We start from the raw sequence: 23,548 nt of genomic DNA on the forward strand, positions 1-23,548 counted from the left end.
CTCAAAGGACAACCTGCACCCCCGGGACGATCTGGAAGTGGCGCCCGTCGGCGGGGAGCGCCGCGAGCCTCTGCTCGGCGTCGGTGCGGCTGAGCAGCATGGCCGACGTCGCGGGCAGTCCGTCGACGCCCAGCGGCACGAGCGAGTCCGCGGCCGTGACCGCGAACAGCGGCTCGGCGACGGCGGCCTGCCTGACCAGGCCGCGCTCGGCCAGCTTGGCCTGCGCCCTCGACGGCACGGACGCGGCGATCGCGCCGCCCGCCACCAGCTGCGAGAAGTTCAGGTGCGGGTTCGCCTGCACCGGGGGCGGCGTCGGGGCATCGGGGTCCGGGTCGTCGATGACGATCATCTGGTAGGTCTGCGGGTGGTGCAGCACGAAGTCTGCCGCGAGCGACTGCCCGGAGGTCGCCTGCGCGCCGTTGGGCCGCTCCTCGAACGCCGGGGCCTTCAGCAGGTCGGGGTCGGTGCTTCCTGCGCCCGCGAACGTCGACGGCGAGAAGGGGGCGGTGACGTCGTCGAACGCGACGGGCACCGGCGTCGAGGCGCCGAGCGAGAACCCCGTGATGGCGACGCGCCGCACGTCGCTCGGCGGCGTCTTGCCCACCAAGCCGATGTCCGTCTCCAGCGGCACCAGGTTCTGCCGCACCGACAGCAGGCCCGCGGCGTCGACGACCAGCGCGCCGCTCGGCGGCGGGAGCAGCGCCACACCCGCCGACGACGAGGAGCTCACCTCGGCGCTCCAGTTCGTCGGGTCGCGGAACTGATCGAGCAGCCGGGGCAGGACCGGCTCGGCGGGGATGCTGGCCTCGTGGGCGTCGCCGAACGTGGCCTCCACCTCGATGCTGATCGAGAAGAACAGGATGCGGATGCTGGCGGTGCCGTGCGCGTACCAGGGCGTCGGGCCGCGCAGCCGCAGGCGGAGGTCGATCGAGCAGATGTCGCAGCCGCCCGCCGTCACGGCGAGCCTGCCCCACATGCTGGCGTCGATGAGGAACGGCACGAACTGGACGAGCACGTCGAAGCCGAGGTCGCCGCTGATCGAGAAGCCGTCGACGCCGACGAAGAACTCCAGCCGGGCGCCGAACTGGATGGTGTTGCTCGTGATGGCGAAATACAGCTTGAGCGTGAGGCGAGGGTTGTCCTTGAGCAGCGACAGCGTGAGTCGGCGCATCGCGGGGAGCCTGAGGTGCGAGGCCGGCGAGTAGGCGGGGTGGAAGCCACCCACCGAGATGACGAGATCCGGCTTCGCGCCCCAGCAGAAGCGCACGGCGATGTCGCCCTCGAGGCTGAGCTTGAAGTCGCCGTAGCCGATGAACGAGTCGTAGATCGAGGCGTCGAAGTACAACAGGCCCGCCCGGACGTCGATGCCGCCGATGAACGCCACCTTGAGGTCGACGACGGCCTCGTCGGGCGTGGGCAGCGCCAGCCGCAGGACGCCAAGCAGCGCGACGGATGCCTGGGGCGCGATCTCGAGGATGATCCCGATCTTGAGCGTGACCAGCGCCGGGTTCATCCACGTGATCATGGCCATGGGCGCGATCAGGAAGTGCCCCTCCTGGACCGGGAACGACTCCTCGAGGTCGCGGATGATGACGTCGATGCGGTTGACGATGTCGGTGGGGAACAGGATGGAGTCGGCCGTGCCCGTGCGGAGGCCGTCGCGGATGCGGTCCACGTCCATCCCGCGGTTGAGGCCGAGCAGGCCACCCGCGCCCGCGAAGAAGAAGCCGTAGCCGAGCGGGATGGGCACCGGGAGGGAGACGGTGATCAGCATCAGCAGCGAGAAGCCGGGCGACCCGTCGGCGTTCTTCGTGGTCACGATGCCGATCGCGGTGAGCGCGAACTTCTCGAGCACCGCGATCTCGAGGGCCCCGACGTAGCGGCCGCGGGCCTCGTCGACCAGCAGGAAACCGCCCAGCCGGATGCTGGAGGCGTCCAACGAGAAGCCCGCACCGTCCGGCGGCTTGAACGACAGCACGGCGCCGGAGCTCGAGATCCGCACGCGCAGCCCGACTCGGTCGACCGTGACGGCGATCGGGCCCAGCTCGGCGTTGCCGGAGAGGGCCGCGGTCACGTCGGTCCACTGCCCGAACACCGCGGCGAGGTACAGCTCGCGCAGCAGGACGACGTCGAAGATGTTCAGGTTGAGCGGGAAGGTGAGCTCGATGCCGTTGTCGAGGTTTCCGGGGCCGCCGTGGACCTCGAGCCGGTCGTCGCGGTAGGCGACGGCCATGGTGAAGCCCGCGCCGAGCTCGGTCGGGATCAGCTTCGCGACGAACGAGTCGCCGTCGCCGCCGTCGACGCGGACGGCGGCGTTCCTCAGCTCGACGGCGCCGCCCAGGCTGTCGACGGCGAACCGCGGCCGGTGGGCGGCCGGGTCCCAGAAGTCGAAGCTGCCGAAGAACATGGCGGCGATGCCGCCCAACTGCACGACGCCGTCGTCCCCGCCGAACAGCGGGTGGGCGTCGTCGGCGCCGGAGATCCGCAGGCCCAGTCCCGTCACGTCGAGGCCGGGGGCCGGGGCGACGGGGAGCGCCGGATCGTCGGAGGGGCCGATCACCCACGCCGTGATGCCGCGGCCCTCGCCTATCCAGTCGTGCGCGCCGAAGAGGAGCCCGACCGAGACCTCGCCGGGGAGGTTCACCTCGCCCCGCAGCCGGATGCCGAGGCGGCCCGCGTCCTCGGCGAACCCGAGCTCGAGGCCCTCGGCGAGCTCGATGCTCACCCCGGAGAGCGCCGCCTTGAGGGCCCCCAACCCCATGACGGCGGGCGCGGGGAACGGGGCCGCGATGCGCACCGGGCCGTCGACGCTGGTCACGACGGCGGCGCCGTGCAGGATGCGCTGCGCGCTCGGGCCGTCCTCCCAGAGCGGCTGCGTCAGCAGCGCCTCGAGCTCGGGGACGACGTAGCGGGTGACAAGCGGCAGGAGCCACGACGAGGTCAGCAGCAGGCCGCCCTCCGGCGTGAGCGTGAGGTCGGGCACGGGCACCATCACGACCCGGACGTCATCGGCGGCGTCGGCTCCCAGCGGGAGGATGCGCAGCGCCACGCGATCGCCCGCCAGGGCGAACTCCACCTCGGGCGCGAACCACTCCAGCGGCTCGCCGACGTCGACGCGCGCACGGACGAGGCCCTCGATCCCGTCGAGATGGCCGAGCCGCGCCTCGCCGATGGTGACGGGGCCGGCGTCGAGGTCCGCCAGCGTGACGAGCACCTGCGGCGCGCCGGTGGCGCCCCAGCCCAGCTCGGCGCCGAGCTCGCCGCCCCCGAGCAGGTCCATCTCCCAGCGCAGCCGGTCGGCCACGCGCAGGACGCGGTGGCCGGGCGGGAGCGCGACGACGCCCGGCGTGGCCCCGTCGGGGAAGAGCCGCCGGATGTGGCCGACGAGGAGCGCCGGGTCCGTGACCTGGGCCTCCAGCCAGCCGGGGTCGAGCATGTGGCGCAGCCGCTCGGACTGCGCGGTGCCGACGAAGCCGCCCGCCGCCGGGTCGTAGATGCCCAGCGCCTCGGCCACGTCTAGCGCGACGTCGAGCACCGGGTGCGTGGCGTTGGCCGACAGCGCGTCGGCGATCTCCTGCAGCACCCTGGGGACGAGCGCCGTGGCCGCGGCGCCGAGCACCTCGCCCAGGCCGGAGACCGTGGGCAACAGCTGGATCTCGCCCGCGTTCTCGGGGGTGACCAGCAGCCGGACGCCGGCGGCGTCGACGCCGAACGCGATGCCGATGGCGCCCCAGTCGCCCGGCAGGTCGACGGTGAGGGTGATCGCGCCCGACGGCGTGGCGCGCACGTCCGTCGGCAGCGGCCCGGTCCGGAGCAGGTCGAGCCCGAGGGCCACGGTGGCGCCCACGACGTCGTCGCCGAAGCCGCCCGAGAGCTGCAGGTGCAGCGGCGCAGAGCCGGAGGTGGCGAGGAGGAACCCGCCGGGCAGGGCGAGGCCCTGGGTGGCGTCCAGGTCGAGCGCGTCGCCGATCGAGCGCAGCAGGTCGTTGATGCGGGCGCCGTCGAGCAGCCCGTCGGGCGTGGCCAGCCCGCCGGCATCACGCAGCCAGCCGACGGGGTCGCGGACCAAACCGCTGATCGGGCCGATCGTGAGGCTCGGCGCGTACTCGCCGAGGACCGCGGAGACCACGGCGGAGACGGCGAGGTCGGGGATCAGCTGCTCCAGTCGCGCGCGCAGGGCATCCGAGTCGAAGGGGACCAGGACGAGCGTGGTCGTGAGGGCGGGCGCGGCCGTCACGGTGAGCCCGCCGGCGGCGGCGAGGTGGAAGACCACGGGACCGACGCCGATCGAGACGTCGAGCGCGCCGGTGTCGAGGTCGAGCAGCTCCGAGTCGCCGACGATGTCGCGCAGCACGGCCAGGAGCGCGGCGCGGCGGTCGGTGAGCGTCCGGGTCGGCGTGGTGGCCAGCGCCAGGATGCCCTCGATCGACGCGCGGGGCCCCTCGCTGGTCTCGACGGTGGCGCCCGCCGCAGCGAGGAGGCGCAGCACGGCATCGACCGGCGGGCTGGCCGCGGCCGCGCGGAGCTCGTCGAGGACTGCGTCGAGCGCGGCGCGGAGCTCGGCCTCCCCCAGCGAGATCGCGTCGCGCAGCGGGGAGGCGTCGACGGCGGCGTCCACCAGCCGCAGCCAAGGGGTGACCCCCGACTCGGGCGTGACCCTGACGCCCGCCTGGAGCCTGCGCACACGCACGCCGAGGGGGCCGTCGGACAGCGCGCCGTCGCCGACGAGCCAGCCGTCGGGGCGGAGCGTCGTGGTGCCGAGGCTGAGGGCCATCGCCGGTCGGGCCGGCTCGATCGCGTCTGGGACGAGCCGCAGCCGGGCGAGGTCGATCCGCGCGTCGACGGCGAGCGCGATGCCGCGCTCCTCGTCCTCGGGCGCGTCGGACTCGGGAGTGGTCAGGCCGAGCCGGGCCCCGAAGGCCAGGTGCGTCGGCGGGTCGCCTGCCGGGTCCGCCGGGGCGCCGGTGAGCAGCGCGGCCAGGTCTCCGGTCAGCTGCGAGCCGATGGCGAGCCGCGGCACCGTGTCGACGAGCTCCCTGCCCTGGCCGGCGAACCAGCCGGGCCTGACGGGGCCGCCGCCTGGTCCGCCCCCTCCGTCGAGGAGCCCGTTCAGCCACCCGACGGCGCCGCCGAGGGTCGTGTCGACGCCCAGGACGGCGGCCGCCACGCGCACCGCGTCGGCCGTCGTCGTGTCCAGGAGCGGCAGCAGGTCCGAGCCGGCGTGCGGGGCGCCGAGCGTCACCAGTCCCGCCACCGCCCCCGGGTGCGCCGCCGCCAACCGCCGCGCGACGACCCCGGCGGTGGAGTGCGCCACCACCCTCGGCGCCTGCCCGGTGAGAGCGCGGATGCGCTCGGCGACCGCCCGCAGCTGGTCGAGCTCGGCCACCGCGTGGTCGGGGGTCAGGTCGGCGGTGTAGACGCCGGACGACTCGACGATCCGCGTCAGGTCGACCTCGGAGGGGTTGGGCAGGGCGCGCAGGTCGAAGTGCCTCCCCGGGCCAGGCGCGGCCCCGGTGAGGGCGCGGACCAGCTCGTCCCAGACGGTGTGGTCGGCGAACGGCGCCGCGACCAGGAGAACAGGGCCCGTCCCGCCCGCCAGCCTGGTCACGACCTGGCCGATCACCGCGGGGTCCCTCGGCAGCAGGCCGTGCGGCACAGCCACCGTCGTGCCGTGGTCCCAGCCGTCCGGCAGCTGCGAGGACAGCGGGACCAGCCCGTCGCCCTCGGCCAGCCACTCGGCCAGCTCGTCGAGCCCCAGCGCCAGCGCGTCGCGCGCGCGGCCGCGGAGCAGCGCCTCCACCCGCGAGACGGACCCGGGCCCCGCGGGTTCCAGCCAGGCGAGGACGTCGACACCGGCGACACCCTCGGACGGGTCGGCCGCCTCGTCCCTGAGCGGGAGGGCCCAGGGATCGTCATAGGTTCCGGTGCCGGTGACCTCCCGCAGCACGGGGACACCTGCAAGCGACAGGCCGCCGATGTCGACGCCGCCGAGGTGGATGCCCGTGGGCAGGAGGTCGCCGAGCAGCCGCAGGGCCTCGGTGACGAACGCGGTCCCGTCGGCGGCGACCCCGGTGACGAGCCGCTGCAGGTGCGCGCGGAGGGCGGCCGGCGGGTCGTCGAGCAGGCGCTGGAGCTGGTCGGCCCCGGCAAAGAGGTCGCCGAGCAGTGGCCAGTCGGCGGGCAGGCCGGGCAGGTCGCGGTGCAGGCCGAGGAGCGCCGCCAGGGTGTAGGCGGGCTCGCCGGCCCACGAGCGCAGCCCGGAGCTGAGGAGCTGCCCCACCAGGCGGACGGCGTCGTCGCCGAGTCCGAGGTCATCGAGGCTGCCTGGCAGGGCGACCTCGTACGGCCCGAGAGCAGCGCCGTCGACGGTGACGGTGACGCCCGTCACCCCCATCTGCCAGGTCGGCGCCTCGCCCGGTCGCCAACCGGCCAGCGCGGTGAGCGACCCGGCCTCGAGCGTCAGCCCGGAGAGGTCTAGCTCTCCATCGGGGGTGACCCGGAGGCGCAGCTCCGAGCGCCCGACGAGCGCGACGGCGCCCTGTCCGGAGGCGGGGAGGTCGATCGCCAGGAGCTCGATCAGGAGCCGGCCGTCGAAGGCGCCTTGGGTGGCCTGGGCGAGGAGGCCGAGACGGAGGCGCTGCAGGCCGGCCGGGTCGTCGTCCGCGCGCGCGTTCCACGCGGCGAGCGCGAGGCTGAGGGGACCCTCCGTGGCGATCGGCGTGGCCCAGGGGTCGTCGGCGGTGCCGCCCCCCTCGACGGCGGGCGTGAGCCCGACGAGCAGCGCCACCTGCGCGAGCAGGTGCGACCACGGATGCGCGGGGTCGGCCAGGATCTCCCGGTGGAGCGCGCCCAGGGCCGCCGTCGGGCCGCGGCCCAGCGCGACCGGGTCCAGCAGGTGGGGCGTGGCGGGATCCGAGTCGGGGCGACGCAGCCCTACGAGCGTCAACAGCGCGCGCGCCACCGGGCTGTCGCCGAGGGCGTCCTCCAGGATGCCGAGCGCCGCGTCGCCGGCCATGCCGATGACCGCGTCGGCGTCGGTGAGGTCGACGGTGCCGTGGTCGTCGCCGTCGAGCACGACGCCGCGGATCTCCAGCCGGGGCGTCAGCGCCCCGTGCGCCAGGCGGAAGCCCGCCTCGACGCTCCCGACCTGCAGGGTGGGGGCGTCGTCGACGAGGCGGCCCGCGGTCGGCGCGACGAGGCCGACGCTCACCTCGGGCACCAGTTGCGCGAACCGGACCGGCGCGGAGGGGTCGGCGGGCGCGCCGCCGGGCGGCGGCAGCGGGATGCGCAGCACGGTGGCGGCCGCCGAGAGCGCGACCGGCCCGGCGTCGACGCGGACGTCGATCCCGATCAGGAGGTGGCGGTCGGCCGTCGCCTCCAGCACGAGGAACAGGTCGACGGCGTCGGAGTCCAGCAGGCGGGCGCGGAACGGATCGCCCTCCGCGCCGGTCCCGCCGACGGCGAGGTCGTCGCCGACGAGGCCCGCCAGGTGGGTCGCCCACGCCATCAGGGTGTCGGGGCTGTCGACGATGTCGACCAGCCAGTCCAGCGCCGCCTCCGGGCGGCCGAACAGCTCCTCCAGCGGCAGCGGCGGGACGCCGGAGGCGTCGTCGAGGCCGAACAGCGCGAACAGGTGCTCGCTCAGGCGCGCGAGCTGCTGATTGCCGCCGGCCTCGGCGACCAGGAGGTCGAGGACCTCGCCCAGCAACAGCCGCAGAGCCTGCAGGAGGTCCGCGCCGACGGTGGCCGAGTCGATCACGAGGTCGACGGGGTCGCCCGCGCCCAGGTTGAAGTCGTCGACCGTGACCCGGACGCTCGCCTGGACGCCGAGGGGGGCGGCGTCGTCGGCGTAGACGCCGACCGCGGCCCCGATCCTCGTCATCGGGATGGCCGGGTCGGTGAAACCGACCTCCACGCCGACGCGCAGCGGACCGTCGGCGGTGACGGCGATCGCCTCCAGCTCGTCGGCCACGCTGACCAGCGGCAGCCGCACGGTGCCCCGGACCCGGCCGACGCCGTCGCCGAGGACGCCGCTGGACAGGGCGGCGGCCACGCCGACGACGTCGTCCTCAACGGTCAGGTACAGGTTGCCCGCGTCGGTGTCGAGCAGCGGGTACCAGCCGTCCAGGCCCGGATCCGTGGGCAGCAGCTCGTCGAGCAGGCGGAGCAGCGCGGCGCGCTGCACGGGATTCGACAGGATCCTGCGGATCGCGGAGAGCGGGTCCTCGAACCAGGTCGAGACGAGCTGCCCGTCGTCGTCGAGCACGCCGATGGCGGTGAGCAGGCCGGCTGTCTGCGGGTCGACCCCGACGGTAAGAGTCATCGCACCCCCCGGCTCCGGCGCTGGACGCATGGTCTTCGGCTCGACCACCGGCGTGGTGTCACGGGAAAGGTCGACTTCGTGACGGCGTCTTATCGGTACTGGCGCGACGCACGGTCAGCGTAACCAGCGGCCGATCGGGGCGGCAAGGGTTCGCGGCCAAGTGTCTCCGAAAGGGCACTCTTCCTCGTTCCCGGGCTCCAGGGCGTGCCTCCCCATCCCTCGCGACGAGGGATGGGGAGACACATGCCTGGACATACTCGTCAAGACATGGGGATCGTAGATCGCCCGATCTGGTGCGCCGCAGCCGAGGAATGATTGTTCAGCGGGCTCCTAGCCAACGCGGCGGAGGTGGAGGAGAATCCACAGAAGACGAAGGGGTTATCGTGGCCGTCGAAGACATCCTGGCAGCACTGGGTCTGACGCTGACCCCCGCCTGGGCGCCGCGGGCGTTCCTCAGGTTCTTCCTGTCGGCCGCGGACGCCGCGCGGGTGGCGCCGGGGAGCCTTCGGGTGAGCGAGGGCCCGCTCGACGGCCCCGCGTCGATGGACGTCTCGTTCACCGTCCTCGATCCCCTGGCGGGTCCGCCGCAGCTGCGCCCCCTCTTCCCGGGCGCCCTCACCTTCGTCGCCGACCCCGCCGCACCCGGCACCCTGCCCGAGCCCGCGGCGACCCAGCTGACCCCCGCCGGCTACGCCACCTGGCGGACGCGGGGCACGCTGCGGGTCACGGTCACGGACGCCGCCGTCGACGCCGCGCTGAAGGACCACACCTCGGCCCTCGGGGTTCAGCCCAACGTCGCGTTCTACTCCCCCGTCCAGCTGTCCCAGGACTTCCTCCTCACCACGCTGCCGACGAGGCTGAGGAAGGACACGGTCAAGGGCGCGGGCACGGTCGTGCGGCCCGCGAACGCCGCCTGGCCGAGGCACGCGGTCTCCCGGTTCCTCCAGGGCTCGCACGCACCGGTGCTGCGCCTCGGCACGGTCGCGGCGGACGACGACGTGATCGCCCACCCGATGCCCACCGTCGTGATGGCCCCGGGCGGGGACGTGAGCCTCAGGATCGTCGTCGCCCGCGCGCAGTCGCCCCAGGACGGCCCGGACTCGGCACTCGACGCCCTGGCCCCGGGGATCGCCGCCGCCGATCCCCGGCACCCGCGCAACGCCCCGCTCCCCGCCCGGGAGGTCTACCGGACGCTGCGGCCGCACATGATCGACGCCGCCGTCGGCTCCGCGGTGCCCGACGCGTGCCTGGCCTCCTGGCCCGCGGCGCGGCGCTACTTCCCGTTCCGGGTCACCCGCACGTGGCAGGACGTCCCCAACTTCTCGGTCCTCTTCCCGCCCCGCAGCGCCGTCGTCGACATCTCGACGGCGCCGACGATGACGCTGGGGCTCCCCGCGCACGGGGTGGTCTTCGTGCCCCAGGACCCGGGATCCGGGACGCCTCCCGCGACCCCGTCGCTGTCCCTGACGGGTTTCACGCCGCTGCCGACGACCTTCCTCGACGGTGCGACCCCGGACGCGTGGCGGGTGAAGAGCAGGACGACGCCCGTCGTCCTCTCGACGGCGAAGCCGACCCACGTGATCCTGCGCCGGCCGCTGCGCGAGGAGATCCTCGCCGACCCCGTCTTCCCCGCGCCGGAGGGCGCGCGGTGCACCTACATGTCGCTGCGGCGGGCGACGCGGGCGTTCGTCGACCATCGCGTCACCGGCGGCAGACTCGCCCACGAGCGCGCGAAGACCGCCCCCGTGACCCGCGACCTGATGGCGGCCGCGTGGCCGGCCGACCCCGCCGCGCCGGAGCGCGTGCGGAAGGCGCTGAAGGTCGCCTCCCGGATACTTCTGAACGCGAACCCTCCGCCGTCGGCTCCACCCGGACGCGCCCGGGATCTCGAGAACGTCTGGATCGCCTTCTTCCCCGACGACGTCCCGGCCCAGGACATCGACGGCACCGGGAGCCTCGCCCGCACGAAGGTCTACACCGGCGGCGAGATGTTCTACGCGCTGTGGCAGACCATCGAGGGCGTGCTCAAGGGCAACGGCACCAAGCGGAACTTCTCGAACGAGTTCGTGGGTACCGGGGCGCCGGGGGCGATCGTCGCCGTCGGGCTGTCGTCGGGGTTCCTGACGCGCCCGCCGCACGCGGCCCCGCATCCCACCGCCGCCGACCTCACGGCCAACGTGGACGACATGCTGACCGCGCTGACTCCGGGGACGATGCTCCAGTTCTGGAACCTGACGACGGACTATCGGGTGGAGCGCAGCAGGGTCGGCGACATCGAGGAATACGGCCACTCGCCGCTCTTCCAGAGGTACCTGCCCGTGGTGAACGGAAAGCCATCGGGAATCGTCGTCGTCGACCAGTACGGCGACGGCCACGGGTGTCCGGTGGCCAACGGGCAGATCACGTGGGGAGGCGCCCGGCAGGCGGTCTGGATCGCCGCCCAGTGGGACGACTGACCCTCGGCGGCATCGACGCCCTCGCTACGACGGCCCGTCGGGGAGTAGAGTCCGCGCCGTGCAGGTCGTAGGAGTAGAGGTCCCCCTCGCGTCCCTCCGCGCGCTCGTCCCCTCCCGCGACGACTACCGCGGACTGACCGCGCGCCTGCCCACGGAACTCCTCGCGGGGCTCACCGTCGGCATCGTGGCGCTGCCGTTGGCGCTCGGGTTCGGCGTCGCCTCCGGCGTGGGCGCCGCCGCGGGGCTCGTGACCGCGGTCGTCGCCGGGCTCGTCGCCGCCGTGTTCGGCGGCTCACACCTTCAGGTCTCCGGCCCCACCGGGGCCATGACGGTGGTGCTCCTGCCCGTCGTCGCCCACTACGGCGTCGACAAGGTTCCGCTGCTCGCCATCCTCGCGGGCGTGCTCGTCGTCGTCATGGCGGTCACGGGCATGGGCCGCGCCGTCGACATCATCCCCTGGCCGGTGGTCGAGGGGTTCACGTTCGGCATCGGCATCATCATCGCGCTGCAGCAGGTGCCGCTCGCGCTCGACACCCCCAAGGGCGAGGCCGAGTCGACGCTGGTGTCCAGCTGGCAGACGATGCTCGCCACCGACTGGGCGACGGCGACGGCCCCGCTCGCGGTCGTCCTCGGCGTCGTCGTCGTGCATCTGGTCCTGCAGCGGTTCGCGAAGGCGCTGCCCGCGTCGCTGATCGCCATCGTGCTCGCCACGCTCGCGGCGGAGCTGCTGGGCCTCCCCGTGCTGCGCATCGGCGAGCTGCCCGCGTCGCTTCCGGCGCCCGCGGTGCCCGACTGGTCGTGGCAGCTGATCACCCAGCTCACTCCCCCGGCGATCGCCGTGGCCGCGCTTGCGGCGCTGGAGTCGCTGCTGAGCGCCCGCGTCGCCGACGGGTTCGTCCCTGATGTGCCCCGCACCAACCCGGACAGGGAGCTGTTCGGCCAAGGCCTCGCCAACATCGCCTCAGGCCTCTTCGGCGGACTCCCCGCAACGGGAGCCATCGCCCGCACGGCCGTCAACGCGCGGGTCGGAGGCCGCACTCGAGTCGCGTCGGTCACGCATGCGCTCGTCCTCGTCGTCGTGATCTACGCGCTAGGCCCCATCGTCTCCCTGATCCCGCTGTCCGCGCTCGCCGGCGTGCTGATCATGACGGCCGCGCGGATGATCAATGTCGCCGTGGCCCGACGGATCTGGCGCACCACCCGCTCGGACCGGATGACGTTCGCCGTCACCCTCGCCACCACCGTCGTGCTCGACCTCATCACCGCGGTCCTCCTCGGCGTCGCCATGGCCGCCATCCTCAGCCTCCGCCACATGGCATCCACGTCCGCGGTGCGGCGCGAGCACCTCCCCGTCTCGACCCCGGCCGGGCTCGTCGACTTCCCCACTCACGTCATGCACGACACCGTCGCCGTCTACCGGATCGAGGGCGCCCTCTTCTACGGCGACGCACGGCGATTCATCGACACCGTCAGCGGCGTCGGCGACGTGAAGGGCGTCATCGTCCGCGCCCACCGCACGCGCGTGCTCGACGCCTCCGGCTCCGAGGCGCTGCGCGAGGCGAACGAGGCGCTCAGCCACCGCAACATCCCGATGGTCGTGCAGGGCCTCACCGAGCCCCAGCTCCGCATCGCGGAGGCTGTCGGCGCCATCGAGCCGGGACGCCATGCGGCCGAGCTCCCCGAGGCCATCGACCTGATGTGCCGGCTGCTCGGAAACCCCGACCACGCCGTCGTGACCGGCGAGACCACGCAGTTGTTCAGCTACGGGAGCTTCACCCAGACCAACGTGCACCGACGCGTCTACGGCCGGCGCCTCGTCGGACAGTTGGACTCGCTGCCGGGCTACAAGCTGCAGCTCGTCGCGGTGCCGTCGGACCAGACCGAGGTGCTCGGCATCACAACCCAACCGGTGGCCGTCAAGGGCACCGACGACGACATCGTCGCCGGCAAGCGGTACACCGTCAACGAGTCCGAGCTGGCCGCCGTCGACGCCGTGAACGAGCGCCTCTTCCGCCGCGAGTGGGTCGAGCTCACCTCAGGCGAGTCTGCCTGGGTCTTCGTCGCTCGCTGAGCCTCATCCTGTGGCCGGATGTCGGTTTGGTCCACTAGCTCAACCGGTCGGGATGCCGACCTTGGCGAGATGCTCCTCCATCTCGGCGAGGGACAGTGCGCCCTTTGCCACCGAGGCGATCGCGCCGTCGGCGTCGATGAAGAAGTGTGTGGGGACAGACGTCGTCAGATACTTCAGCGAGATCTCGCCGATGGGGTCAGGCGTGCTGCGGATAGTCAAGCCGAGGCGCTCGGCGTAGTCGGAGACCGTGTCCCTGTCCTCCTTCAGGTAGACAGATACCACCTCGACGCGGTCGCTCATCGCCTCGACGTCGGGCAGCTCCGCCCGGCAGGACGAGCACCACGTAGCCTGGAACAGCAGCCATACCGGCTGCCCCTTGAGGTCGGAGAGCGTCACGGGGTTGCCGTCAATGTCGAAGGCCTTGAAGTCGGGCGCGGCGGCACCCACCTTCGGCGCGGCGTCGTCGGCGCTCACCGCCGCGGCCGGCGCCGACTCGGGCATCCCCTGGACGAGGAACACCCCGCCGACGACCAGCGCCGTCACCAGGACCAGGCTCAGCACGGACAGCAGCCGGCCACGGCCCGGCGCACCCGGGCTCGCGGGGTGCTTCGTTCGCGCGTCAGGCATAAGCGTGCAGGCCGCCGAAGAAGTGGTTGCCGAAGTACGCGAACAGCACCGTGACGAAGCCGATCACCAGCATCCAGGCCGCCTGACGGCCGCGCCAGTCGCGCACCACGCGCACGTGCAGGAACGCGCCGTAGACCAGCCAGGTAACCAGCGCCGCCGTCTCCTTGGGGTCCCAGCCCCAGTACCGGCCCCAGGCGGTGTTCGCCCACACCGAGCCGAGCACGATCATGATCGTCAACAGCGGGAAGGTGACGACGGCGGCGCGGTAGCCCACGTCGTCGAGCACGTCCTGCCGGGGCAGCGGGAGCCGCTTCGGCAGCGCGGGGTGCAGCAGATACAGCACGGCAGCGCCGAACGAGACGCACGCGGCACCGTACGCGATGATCGCGAAGCCGACGTGCAGCGTCAGCAGGAGGTTGTTCTGCAGCGCCGGGATCAGCGGTTTCACGCCGGTGTCGAGGCTGAGCGCGTACACGAGCAGCACCGCGGCCACCGGGAGCACCGCGAGCGAGAGCATCCTGATCCGATAGCGCATCTCGAAGAACAGGTTGACGAGCAGGATGCCCCACACGAAGGCGACGGCGAACTCGTGCTGGTTGGAGAACGGGCCGTGCCCGGTGACGCTCATGCGAATGACGATGTAGGTCGTCAACAGCACGAGGGCGACGACCTGGAAGCCGGTGGCCCACCAGGCGAGGCTGCTGCGGGGAGGCGCGCCGTCGACGGTGGCGTAGAAGGGCGCCTCAAGGGGCGCGGGCTCGCCGCCGCCGACGCTGACCGTCGCCCGGCTTCGGGTCTGGGCGACGGCCCTGTGCTTGCTGGACGTGGCCAGCGCGATCCCGCACAGCAGGGCAAGCAGCACGGTGACGATGGTGGCGGTCACCAGGTATTCGGCAAGCTCAAGCATGGATCAGCTCCTTGTCGTCCGGGGAGGGGTCTGGGGAGGCCTCGGGCGCGGTGGCGTCGATGCGCGCGACCAGGCTGCGGAAGTGCCGCTCGAAGGTGGTGTCGAGCTTCTCCGCGGAGGCCAGCCGCAGCCGCGATCCGCCGTCGACGGGCGCGATCCTGACCCACAGCCGACGGTGCCGCAGCATGAACGTCATGCTCATGCCGACCACCAGCAGGGTGGAGCCCACCCACATCCACATCGCGCCCGGGTCTTGGCGCGCGATCAGGCCGGTGTAGCGCAGCTCGCGCTCAAAGGTCAGCGCGAGCCCGGCAGCCTCGACCTCGTCGCCCTGTTCGGCCGGCACGACGTCGAGCTTCTCGCCGCTCGCGACGTTGTAGACCTCGAAGACGGCGCTGCCCGCCGCGATCGCGGCGTCGGTGGCACCGGAGGCCGGGGTGACCACCAGAACCTCAAGCCCGGTGCCCGCAGGCTGGATCTTCCCGATGGCGTAACGGCCGTCGTTGCTCTGCCACTTCAGCGGCACTGCCCCCTGGAACAGCGGCGCGCCGTCCTTGGCGACGGTGATGCCGGCCGCGATGCCGAAGGAGGCTTGGTGGATGGCCGTGCCGTCGATCCGGAGCGGCGCGTTGACGCGCACCTCCTGCTCGGCGACCACCTGGCCGTCGCGCGCGACGACGAGGTGACTCACGTAGTCGGTCGGGCGGCCCATGTCGTCGTAGGCGTCCTTGAAAGAGTCGACGGTGACGGTCAGCCCGGTGCCGTGGCCGACGTCGACGCTCTCCCCCACCGCGATGTCGAGGTTCTGCTCGAAGCCGGTGAACGCGGAGACGCCGAAGGCCATCAGGATCACCACCATCGCGGCGTGCGCGATGGCCGTGCCGAACGGCCCCCACCGGAACCGGTCCGAGTACCAACCGCGCTGGCCCGTGAGCGCGTCGTCGGGCAGGATGCGGTAGCGCTGCGCCCGGAGCACGGAGCCGACGTGGTCGGCGGTCTCGTCGACGGTGAGCGGCAACTCCAGTTCGGCGCGGTACTGGGCGCGCTCGAAGAACTTCTCCGTGACGTGCACGCGCGGCCGGGTGGCCCGCGCCCACAGCTGCGGGAGTCGGTGCACGGTGCAGGCGATGATCGACAGCGCCAACAGGACCGTCACGGCGAGGAACAGCGGCGAGGTCCAGAGCCGGAACAGCCCCAGGTAGTCGAGCACCGGCGTCCAGCCGCCGTAGCGGGGCCGGACCGTTTCGAGCCACGCGGCGTGCGCGGCGGCGTCGGCGGTGGCGGGCGCTTGCGAGATGAGCGTGCCGAGCAGCGCGAGCACCGCCATGGCGATGATGACAACGGCACCCAGCATCTTCGAGTAGAGGATGCGATAGACCCAGCCGAACAGTTCACGCATGGCTACTCCTGGGTCGGCGTGGGGCTGGAGGTCGGCGAAGGGCTGCCGGAAGGCATCGCGTCGAGCGCGGCCAGATGCGACTGAACGGTGGCGGCCAGGTCCGAGTCGGGCGCGACGTCGAGCACGGCCTGCCAGTCGGCGCGGGCTCCCTCGACGTCCGGCGGGTCTTGGGCGAGGCGCAGGAAGCCGAGGTTGTACCAGGCTTGCGGATTGCGCGGGTCGACCTCGGTGACCTTCCTCCACAGCTTCTCGGCGCCCTCCAGATCGCCGGAGTTGAACCGCAGCACGCCCAGCTCGAGGTTGATCGCGACGTCGTCGGGCGAGGAACTCAGCTTGGCCTCGAGTTCCGCCATGCGCGCGACGTCGCTGGTGGTCGCGGCGCTTGTGGGCGCGGTTCCGGGGGCCGCGGCGGAGGTGTCCGCGGGCAGCCCCATCCGGAAGACGCCGTAGACGACCGCGGCCAGGACGAGCAGTCCCAGCGCCGGGACCAGCGCGGAGCGGCCCTTCTTCTTGGCCGCCACCGGGGTGTTCACCTTGTCGAGGGGGGTGTGAACCTTCGGCCTGCGGGGCACGTCGTCCTCGCCGAGCTCGGCGAGAGCGAGGTCGGCGTCGTCTGCCTCCGGACGCCCGATGGGGGCATCTTCGACGGCCGTCTCATCTGCGGCAGCGGACTCGCCCAGGCCCGCCAGCTGCGCGTCGGCCCATCCGCGGAGCGACTCAGGCGCCCCCTCCAGAAATGCCCGCAGCTCGTCGGCGTGCTCGGGTAGGTGCCCCGCGGCGTCGTTGCCGGGGGCCCCGGGCCTCGCGCCGTCAGCGCTGCTCTGCGCGCTCACGGTTGGCCGTCGTGATGTCGGAGGCCTCCAAGGAGGCCGGGTCGGACCCCTGCAGCACCAGCTGGCCCTTGCGAGACGCGTCGAGCGAGTCGGCGAGGATGCGCTGGATGTAGGCGGGGGCGTGGAAGCCGTAGGAGTTCTCGGAGTAGACGTAGTCGAGGTAGAAGCTCGCCTTGTTCTGGAACTCGCGCGCGGCGTTCAGCGTTGCCTCGTCGATGCCGTCGGTCTGCGCCTTCTCCAACGCCCGGATCAGGCTGACGAGGGAGTCGAACGCGCGGTCGCGGGTGCCGATGAACTGGTCTTGGATGCCGACGACGCGGTCGGTCATCTCCTTCTCCGTCGCGCTGTGGCAGGTCATGCAGGACGCGTTGACGTTCAGCAAGGGCGACTGGATGTGGTGGTTGGTCACCTTTCGGGCACCTTCGGCCTCATACGGCATGTGGCAGTCCGCGCAGCTCACGCCGTTGGCCGCGTGGATCGAGTTGGACCAGAAGATGTCGAACTCGGGATGCTGCGCCTTGACGACTTTCGCCCCGGTGGTCTTGTGCTCGAAGTCCTTGTGGCCGTCCTCCTGGTAGTACTCCCAGATCTCGTCGATGTCGAGGCCCTTCGTCCAGGGGAAGATGAGCTCCTTGGACTCCTTCTCGAAGTAGTACTCGACGTGGCACTGGCCACACACGAAGCTGCGCATCTCCTGGCGCGTCGCGTCGCGGTTGACGTCGTAGTCCTCGACGCCCTGGGTCTTCTTGTAGGCGGCGATGCCCTTCTCGAACGCCGGACGCGTGATCCGCAGCTCCATCGTCTTCGGGTCGTGGCAGTCGATGCACGCCACCGGGTGCTCGGCGAGCTGCGTCACGTCCACGTAGGGCATCTGGTTCATCTTCTCGAACCCGGCCTGGCGGTCGCCGTCGCCCAGCTCGTTCATGATCGTCACCGTCGACGCGTGGCAGTTGAGGCAGGTGCCTGGCTGGTTGAACTCGAGGACGCGCAGCGTGTAGCGCTGGTCCTCGAGCATGTAGGCGTGCCCGCGTGCGTGGCGGTAGTCGACGGAGAACGGGTAGCCCGCCCACATGTCCTTCAGCCGCGGATCCTCCTCGAGCCTGCTCGTGGAGATCACCGTGCGCGGGTCGGTCGCCGTCGGCGTGCGCTCCTCCTTGTGGGAGCCGCCGAACACCGTCGGCGTCATCTCGGAGCTGCGCAGGTAGGCCTCGTACTGGAGTGGGAAGTTCTGTCCCCACACCGCCGGGTCGGAGATGGTGTCGTCCAGCTCCACGACCTTCGTGTACGGGTCTTTCGCCTCCGACATCCGCTCGATGACATTGGCGAGCACTGCTGTTGCGCCGGCCGTCACCACCGCGGTCAGCGCGATCGCGCCGACGATGATGCCGACCCTTCGTCCCTTCTTCGCCTTGGCCGTGGTCGGTTCCTGCTGGGGAGCGTCGTTGTTCTCCATGGTCCTTACCTTGTCTTGTGCCCGACGTCGGAGTGACAGCGCGTGCAGTTGATCTGGTCGCCGCCTGAGGTCATGCGGATGTCGCTGGTGAATTCGGCGTGGCAATACAGGCACGCCTCGTTCGTCACCGTCCTGTTGGATTCCCGGATCTCGATGTTCTCCGGATACTGCCCCGTCGTGAACTTCAATCCGTGCCAGAACCCGTTGTCAGCCTTGACGAGATACTTGTGGACGATGTTGTCGTGCGGCGCGTGGCAGTCGTTGCAGGTGGCCACGTTCGAGTGGCTGCCTGCTATCCAGGCGTCGTAGTGGCGCTCCATCACATGGCAGTTGGCGCACGTCGCGGGATCGTTGAAGAGGTACGAGATGCCCTTGGCGTAGATGAAGGTGAAAAGCCCGACGCCGATCAGAGAGCCTACGACGAACACACCGACAGCCACCAGGACGTTTGTCCTGGTCAGCCGGCTCAGCACACCCTTGATACTCATCGCAGTAACTCCTACGACGAATAGTAGTAGAGAGGGTGTCGCCGGGTGTGTTCACCCCCTACATTCAGGGAAACAGAATGTTCGTTACCGAACCTTCTCGACGGCGAACGCGCGCTGCGGCGCGACGTACGCCTCTTGGGACTCGACCAACAGCAGCTCCCGCACGCCCGCGTTGTGGGTGTTCTCCACCAGCTCGAACACGCTGGCAGCGGTCTGCCCCAGGGCGAACGCGGCGTTGCCCGTGGCGCGGTAGTGGGCCGCGAACAGCGCCGAGGTGACGTCTCCGGAGCCGTTGCGCTTCACCGGAAGGTACGGCGTCTGAACCAGCCAGGCGCCGTCATCGGTGACGGCGAGCATCTCGACGGTGTCGGCGGGGCGGTCGGGCTGGAAGACGCTGGTGACGAGCACCGTCGACGGTCCCATGGCGCGAGCGAGGTCCACGGACGCGAGGGTCTCGTCGAGCGTGTGCGGGTCCGTGCCCGTGACGAAGCCAAGTTCGAACTGGTTGGGCGAGATCAGGTCCGCGCGTGGTACGACGCGGTCGCGGATCAGGTTCTGCACCTCGGGCGCGACGAAGCATCCCGACTGCGCGCTGCCGAGGACGGGGTCGCAGGCGTAGATCGCCTGTGGGTTGCGCTCCTTGACGAGCGCGACGGCGTCGAGGATCGCGTCACCGATGTCATCGCCGCCCTGATAGCCGCTGAGGACGAGGTCGACATCCGTGAGGCCGCCCCGGTCGTCGATGCCCTGCACGATGCTGCGGACGACGTCACCGGAGATGAGCTGCCCTCCCCACGCGCCGTACCCGGTGTGGTTGGAGAACACAACGGTGTAGATGGGCATCACCTCATGGCCGAGGCGCTGCAGCGGGAACACCGCCGCGGAGTTGCCGACGTGGCCGTAGGAGACATGGGACTGGATGGACAGCACGCGCATGCGCCCGATCCTGCCACCTCGGGCGTTCCCGTTCACAACCTGTTCGCCAGTCGCGTCGCCCTCAGCTCATCTGGCGAGTCCCAGGAGGGCGTCGACATCGATGTGGGCCTCGATGGCGTCGGCTGTCGTCTCGATCATCAGCTCGCGGAGGGCCCCGAAGCCAGGCCCCGCCTCACGCGGACGCCAGGGCGAGCCCGCCTCCCGCGCGACCTCGGCCAGCCAGGCGCGGCGGAAGTCGTCGCACTCCAGCGATCCGTGCCACATGGTGCCCCAGACGGAGCCGACATGGGCGCCGTCGAGGAAGGGCTCGACGCCGGCGTCGACGGCGGGGCGGCCGTGGTGGATGGTGTAGCCGTCGACGGCGTGGCCGCGCCACTCACCGACGGGGCGGCCGAGCACCTTCTCCGCATGGAACCGGACGTCGACGGGGAGCAGGCCGAGTCCGGGCGCGATGTCGTCGCCCTCGACGTCGTCGTCGATGGTGCGGGCGAGCATCTGGAAGCCGCCGCAGATGCCGAGCACCGGGCGGCCCCGCGCGGCGCGGCGGGCGATGACGTCGGCGATGCCCGTCTCCCGCAGCCACGCCAGGTCGCCGAGCGTGGAACGAGAGCCGGGAAGGACGACAATGTCGGCCCGCTCGACCTCGCGCGGGTCGACGGTGACGACGACCCTGACACCCGGCTCCTGGGCCAGCGCGTCGACATCGGTGGCGTTCGAGATGCGCGGGAGCCGGACGGCGGCGACGGTGAGGTCGTCGTCGGCGTCCTTGGCGCCGTCGTTCCGCCAACGCCCCACCTCCAGCGCATCCTCGCCGTCGACCCACACGCCGTGCAGGTACGGCAGTACGCCGAAGTTGGTCAGCCCGGTGCGGCCGGTGATGTCGTCGAGGCCGGGGTCGAGGATCGACTGGTCGCCGCGGAACTTGTTGATGACGTAGCCGGCGAGCAGGGACCGGTCGGCGTCGTCGAGCAGTGCCCAGGTGCCGTAGATGGAGGCGAGGACGCCGCCCCGGTCGATGTCGCCGACGAGCACCGTCGGCAGGTCGAACTGCCTGGCCAGCCCCATGTTGGTGTAGTCGCCCTTGCGCAGGTTGATCTCCGCGGGCGAGCCGGCGCCCTCGCAGATGATCAGCTCGTGCGTGGCGGCGAGCTCCGCGTAGGCGGCGTATGCGGCGTCGGCCAGGTGCCGCCGCGATGTCGCATACTCCCCCGCCTCCAGCGTCCCGTGCGGCTGCCCGCGGAGCACGACGAACGACCTCCGGTCCGTGCCCGGCTTCAGCAGCACCGGATTCAGCAGCGACGACGGCGTGACCCCAGCCGCGGTCGCCTGCAGGTACTGCGCGCGCCCGATCTCCGAGCCGTCCAGGCACACCATCGAGTTGTTGCTCATGTTCTGCGACTTGAACGGCGCGACGTCGATCCCACGCCTCCTCGCCACCCGGCACAGCCCGGTGACGAAGAGGCTCTTGCCTGCGTCCGACGACGTCCCCGCGATCAGCAGCCCGGTCATGCGTCCCTGCCTTCGTTCCTTGAGCCGACCGCGAGGCGCCAGCCGAGCGTCGTGTCGAAAGGTCCACGCGGCTTTGTGAAGGAGCGGGCGGCGAGCAGAGCCGTCGCTGCTGCGGTCGTCACGACGGTCACGGCGGTGACCAGCCTCGACGCCTTGCGCAGCTCGCGCGCGGTCGGGCGCGGGCCGTCGCCGAGGAGGCCGCGCTCCTCCACGGATTGGAAGTACACGTTGCGGCCGCCGAGCTGAACGCCGAGCGCGCCCGCCCAGGCGGCCTCGCACCAGCCTCCGTTCGGCGAGGGATGGTCGTGCGCGTCGCGACGCGTGATTCGCCAGGCGTGGGCGCGGTCACCCCCGACGACGGGCGCGAGCAGGCAGGCGGCGGCGCCCGTGATCCGGGCCGGCAGCCAGTCGAGGAGGTCGTCGAGCTTGGCCGCGGCGGTGCCGAAGCGGCGGTAGCGGTCGTTCTTGTGCCCGACCATCGCGTCGAGCGTGTTCACCGCGCGGTGCACTGCCATGCCGGGGATGCCCGCCATCGAGACCCAGAACAGCGAAGCGACGGCGGCGTCAGCGGTGTTCTCCGCCATCGATTCGACCGCGGCGCGGGCCAGCTCGGGCTCATCGAGTCCTTCGGGATCGCGCCCGCAGAGATTGCCGAGCCGCGCTCGCGCCCCGTCGAGGTCGCCGTCGTCGAGGCGGTCGGCCATCAGCTCGCCCTCGCGCGCCAAACTGCGTGCGCCGAGCGCGGCCCAGGTCGTCAGCGCCGTCGCCGCGGCATGGGCGAGGGGGTGACGACGCGTGGCGCGCTCAACCACCAGCCCTGCGACGGCGATCGGCGCGACCGCGGCCACGACATAGACCGCTCCCCGGGCTCGGTCGTCGGCGTACAGCGGCCTCTCGACCTTCGACGCCCAGGTCCCGAACCAGGCGACGGGGTGGTGGCGGCGCGGGTCACCCAGCAGCTGGTCCGCCAGCACCCCCACGGCGACTCCGACGGCGCGGCTGAGGGTGTGGGCCATGAGCGCGAGGGTATCAGTCGCCCCTCAGCGCCTGGACGGCGCCTATGGTGTCGGCGTCGGCCGCCGACTTGTCGTCGCGGTAGCGGAGCACTCGGGCGAAGCGCAGGGCGACACCTCCGGGGTAGCGCGTGGAGCGCTGCAGGCCGTCGAACGCGATCTCGACCACCTGTTCGGGACGAAGGTACACCGTCCAGTCGTCGCGGTGGGTCTCCAGCTCGAGGAAACGGGCGGTCTGCCAGGCGAGCATCTCGTCGGTCATGCCCTTGAACGTCTTGCCCAGCATCACGAAGCCCCCCGTTGCGGGGTCGCGGGCGCCCAGGTGGATGTTCGACAACCAGCCGCGGCGCCGACCCGAGCCCCACTCGACGGCCAGCACCACGAGGTCGAGGGTGTGCACGGGCTTCACCTTGACCCAGGACGATCCGCGCCGGCCTGCCTCATAGGGCGCCGCCAGGTCCTTCAGCACCACCCCCTCGTGGCCGTCGGCGAGGACACGCTCGGTGAACGCCTCGGCGGCGGCGACGTCGTCGGTGACGGCCCGCGCGACGCGGAACTCTTCCGGCACGATCCCCGCGAGCCTGGCTGCGCGTTCGTGGAAGGGCAGGTCCAGCAGCTCCTCGTCGTCGACGGCGAGGACGTCGAAGAAGAACGGCGTCATGCGCGGGCGTCCCCGATCGTCCACGCTCATCGAGCGTGCGGCGGTCTCCTGGAACGGCCGCGGCCGACCGTCGGCCGCGAGGGCAAGCGCCTCGCCGTCGAGGATCGCGCGGTGGACAGGCAGCGCCGCGACGGCCTCGACCACCTCAGGCAGCCGGGCCGTGATGTCGTCGAGGCTGCGCGTGAACAGCCGGATGTCGTCGCCGTCGCGGTGCGCCTGGACCCGGATGCCGTCCAGCTTCGCCTCCACGGCGACCTCGCCGCCGAGCACTCCCATCGCATCGGCAACGGTCTTCGCGCTCGCGGCCAGCATGGGTCGCACCGCTCGTCCGACGACCAGCCCGATCCCCGCCACCGCCTCGGCACCCCCGAACAGCGCCGCGTGGGCGACCGCTCCGACGTCGCCCGCCAGCATCACCGCTCGACGAACGTCTGCGGCGGGCAGCCCGCTGGCGCGGATGAGCGCGTCGACCATGACGCCGTCGAGCGCGCCCTGGCGCGTCTCCCCCGTGATCAGCCCTGCCAGCCAGCGCTGCTCCAGGTGCGTCGTGCGGCCCATCAGGTCGTCGAGCTGGGCTCGACGCGCCGTCTGCGAGCCCGGGCCGGACAGCCCCGCCATCGCCTCGAAGGCGGCGTCCACGTCGACGACGGTGAGGCTCGGTTCAGCGGCGGGCTCGACGGTCGCCCATGCGGACCGCCAGCCGACACCGGTGCGGCGCTGCCGCAGCGAACCCGAGAGATAGGCGGCGACGATCTCCACCTCCTCGGGTGCGCTCCGGCCGAGCGTCCCCGCGAGCGCGGCTACCTTGGCCAACCGCGATCGGGTCCCTGCGACCTCCGCGGACGTGGCGACCAGTTCGGCGAGCAGCATTC

The 23,548-nt window shown here is 71.9% G+C and carries 13 protein-coding genes; 2 read left to right on the plus strand and 11 right to left on the minus strand.

Features of this window, described 5'->3' with window-relative positions:
• Position 1 precedes the first annotated feature (1 nt).
• Positions 2–8,323: a DUF6603 domain-containing protein gene (locus tag IPJ61_RS06300; protein WP_297104241.1), complete on the minus strand. Its 8,322-nt coding sequence runs from the start codon at positions 8,321–8,323 to the stop codon at positions 2–4.
• Between the two features lie 383 nt (positions 8,324–8,706).
• Here IPJ61_RS06300 and IPJ61_RS06305 point away from each other — a divergent pair, with 383 nt between their 5' ends.
• On the plus strand, positions 8,707–10,779 hold the full coding sequence (locus tag IPJ61_RS06305; protein ID WP_297104243.1) for a hypothetical protein: 2,073 nt from the start codon (positions 8,707–8,709) through the stop codon (positions 10,777–10,779).
• Between the two features lie 58 nt (positions 10,780–10,837).
• Positions 10,838–12,850, plus strand: a complete 2,013-nt coding sequence (locus IPJ61_RS06310; protein ID WP_297104245.1) for a SulP family inorganic anion transporter — start codon at positions 10,838–10,840, stop codon at positions 12,848–12,850.
• A gap of 39 nt (positions 12,851–12,889) precedes the next feature.
• On the opposite strand, the gene IPJ61_RS06315 is transcribed toward IPJ61_RS06310, so the two are convergent.
• The 10 genes from IPJ61_RS06315 to IPJ61_RS06360 all read right to left on the minus strand — a co-directional run bounded on the left by IPJ61_RS06315 (position 12,890) and on the right by IPJ61_RS06360 (position 23,546).
• The gene (locus tag IPJ61_RS06315; RefSeq protein WP_297104248.1) at positions 12,890–13,477 is read right to left on the minus strand and encodes a TlpA family protein disulfide reductase; all 588 of its coding nucleotides are present in this window, start codon (positions 13,475–13,477) and stop codon (positions 12,890–12,892) included.
• Positions 13,470–14,384 carry a c-type cytochrome biogenesis protein CcsB gene (ccsB, locus tag IPJ61_RS06320; RefSeq protein ID WP_297104251.1) on the minus strand — a complete coding sequence of 305 codons (915 nt, stop codon included), beginning with the start codon at positions 14,382–14,384 and terminating at the stop codon, positions 13,470–13,472. Before ccsB ends, IPJ61_RS06315 begins: the two co-directional genes overlap by 8 nt.
• Positions 14,377–15,783, minus strand: coding sequence for a cytochrome c biogenesis protein ResB (locus tag IPJ61_RS06325; protein WP_297104253.1), 1,407 nt, complete (start codon positions 15,781–15,783; stop codon positions 14,377–14,379). Before IPJ61_RS06325 ends, ccsB begins: the two co-directional genes overlap by 8 nt.
• Before the next feature lie 2 nt (positions 15,784–15,785).
• Positions 15,786–16,616 (minus strand): tetratricopeptide repeat protein, encoded by an 831-nt coding sequence (locus IPJ61_RS06330; RefSeq protein ID WP_297104255.1) that lies wholly within the window; start codon positions 16,614–16,616, stop codon positions 15,786–15,788.
• The gene (locus IPJ61_RS06335) at positions 16,594–18,069 is read right to left on the minus strand and encodes an ammonia-forming cytochrome c nitrite reductase subunit c552 (protein ID WP_297104257.1); all 1,476 of its coding nucleotides are present in this window, start codon (positions 18,067–18,069) and stop codon (positions 16,594–16,596) included. Before IPJ61_RS06335 ends, IPJ61_RS06330 begins: the two co-directional genes overlap by 23 nt.
• A gap of 5 nt (positions 18,070–18,074) precedes the next feature.
• Complete coding sequence (nrfH, locus tag IPJ61_RS06340; protein WP_297104262.1) at positions 18,075–18,557, minus strand: cytochrome c nitrite reductase small subunit; 483 nt, start codon at positions 18,555–18,557, stop codon at positions 18,075–18,077.
• Positions 18,558–18,641: 84 nt separating this feature from the next.
• On the minus strand, positions 18,642–19,493 hold the full coding sequence (gene pdxY, locus IPJ61_RS06345; RefSeq protein ID WP_297104265.1) for a pyridoxal kinase PdxY: 852 nt from the start codon (positions 19,491–19,493) through the stop codon (positions 18,642–18,644).
• A 66-nt stretch (positions 19,494–19,559) separates the two neighbouring features.
• A complete protein-coding gene (locus IPJ61_RS06350) occupies positions 19,560–21,002 on the minus strand; it encodes a cobyric acid synthase (protein ID WP_297104270.1) in 1,443 nt (480 codons plus the stop codon).
• On the minus strand, positions 20,999–22,018 hold the full coding sequence (locus IPJ61_RS06355) for a cobalamin biosynthesis protein (RefSeq protein ID WP_297104273.1): 1,020 nt from the start codon (positions 22,016–22,018) through the stop codon (positions 20,999–21,001). Before IPJ61_RS06355 ends, IPJ61_RS06350 begins: the two co-directional genes overlap by 4 nt.
• A gap of 13 nt (positions 22,019–22,031) precedes the next feature.
• Entirely contained in the window at positions 22,032–23,546 is a 1,515-nt protein-coding gene (locus tag IPJ61_RS06360; RefSeq protein ID WP_297104276.1) for an ATP-dependent DNA ligase, read from the minus strand.
• Positions 23,547–23,548 lie beyond the last annotated feature (2 nt).

The sequence above is a fragment of the Tessaracoccus sp. genome (assembly GCF_016714275.1).
Taxonomy (GTDB): domain Bacteria; phylum Actinomycetota; class Actinomycetes; order Propionibacteriales; family Propionibacteriaceae; genus Arachnia.

Excerpts from the sequence above, each read along its gene's own strand:
- IPJ61_RS06335 (WP_297104257.1), bottom strand. The coding sequence starts at position 18,069 with ATGGAGAACAACGACGCTCCCCAGCAGGAACCGACCACGGCCAAGGCG.
- IPJ61_RS06360 (WP_297104276.1), bottom strand. The coding sequence starts at position 23,546 with ATGCTGCTCGCCGAACTGGTCGCCACGTCCGCGGAGGTCGCAGGGACC.
- IPJ61_RS06325 (WP_297104253.1), bottom strand. The coding sequence starts at position 15,783 with ATGCGTGAACTGTTCGGCTGGGTCTATCGCATCCTCTACTCGAAGATG.
- nrfH (WP_297104262.1), bottom strand. The coding sequence starts at position 18,557 with ATGAGTATCAAGGGTGTGCTGAGCCGGCTGACCAGGACAAACGTCCTG.
- IPJ61_RS06315 (WP_297104248.1), bottom strand. The coding sequence starts at position 13,477 with ATGCCTGACGCGCGAACGAAGCACCCCGCGAGCCCGGGTGCGCCGGGC.
- IPJ61_RS06350 (WP_297104270.1), bottom strand. The coding sequence starts at position 21,002 with ATGACCGGGCTGCTGATCGCGGGGACGTCGTCGGACGCAGGCAAGAGC.
- pdxY (WP_297104265.1), bottom strand. The coding sequence starts at position 19,493 with ATGCGCGTGCTGTCCATCCAGTCCCATGTCTCCTACGGCCACGTCGGC.
- IPJ61_RS06300 (WP_297104241.1), bottom strand. The coding sequence starts at position 8,323 with ATGACTCTTACCGTCGGGGTCGACCCGCAGACAGCCGGCCTGCTCACC.
- IPJ61_RS06355 (WP_297104273.1), bottom strand. The coding sequence starts at position 22,018 with ATGGCCCACACCCTCAGCCGCGCCGTCGGAGTCGCCGTGGGGGTGCTG.
- ccsB (WP_297104251.1), bottom strand. The coding sequence starts at position 14,384 with ATGCTTGAGCTTGCCGAATACCTGGTGACCGCCACCATCGTCACCGTG.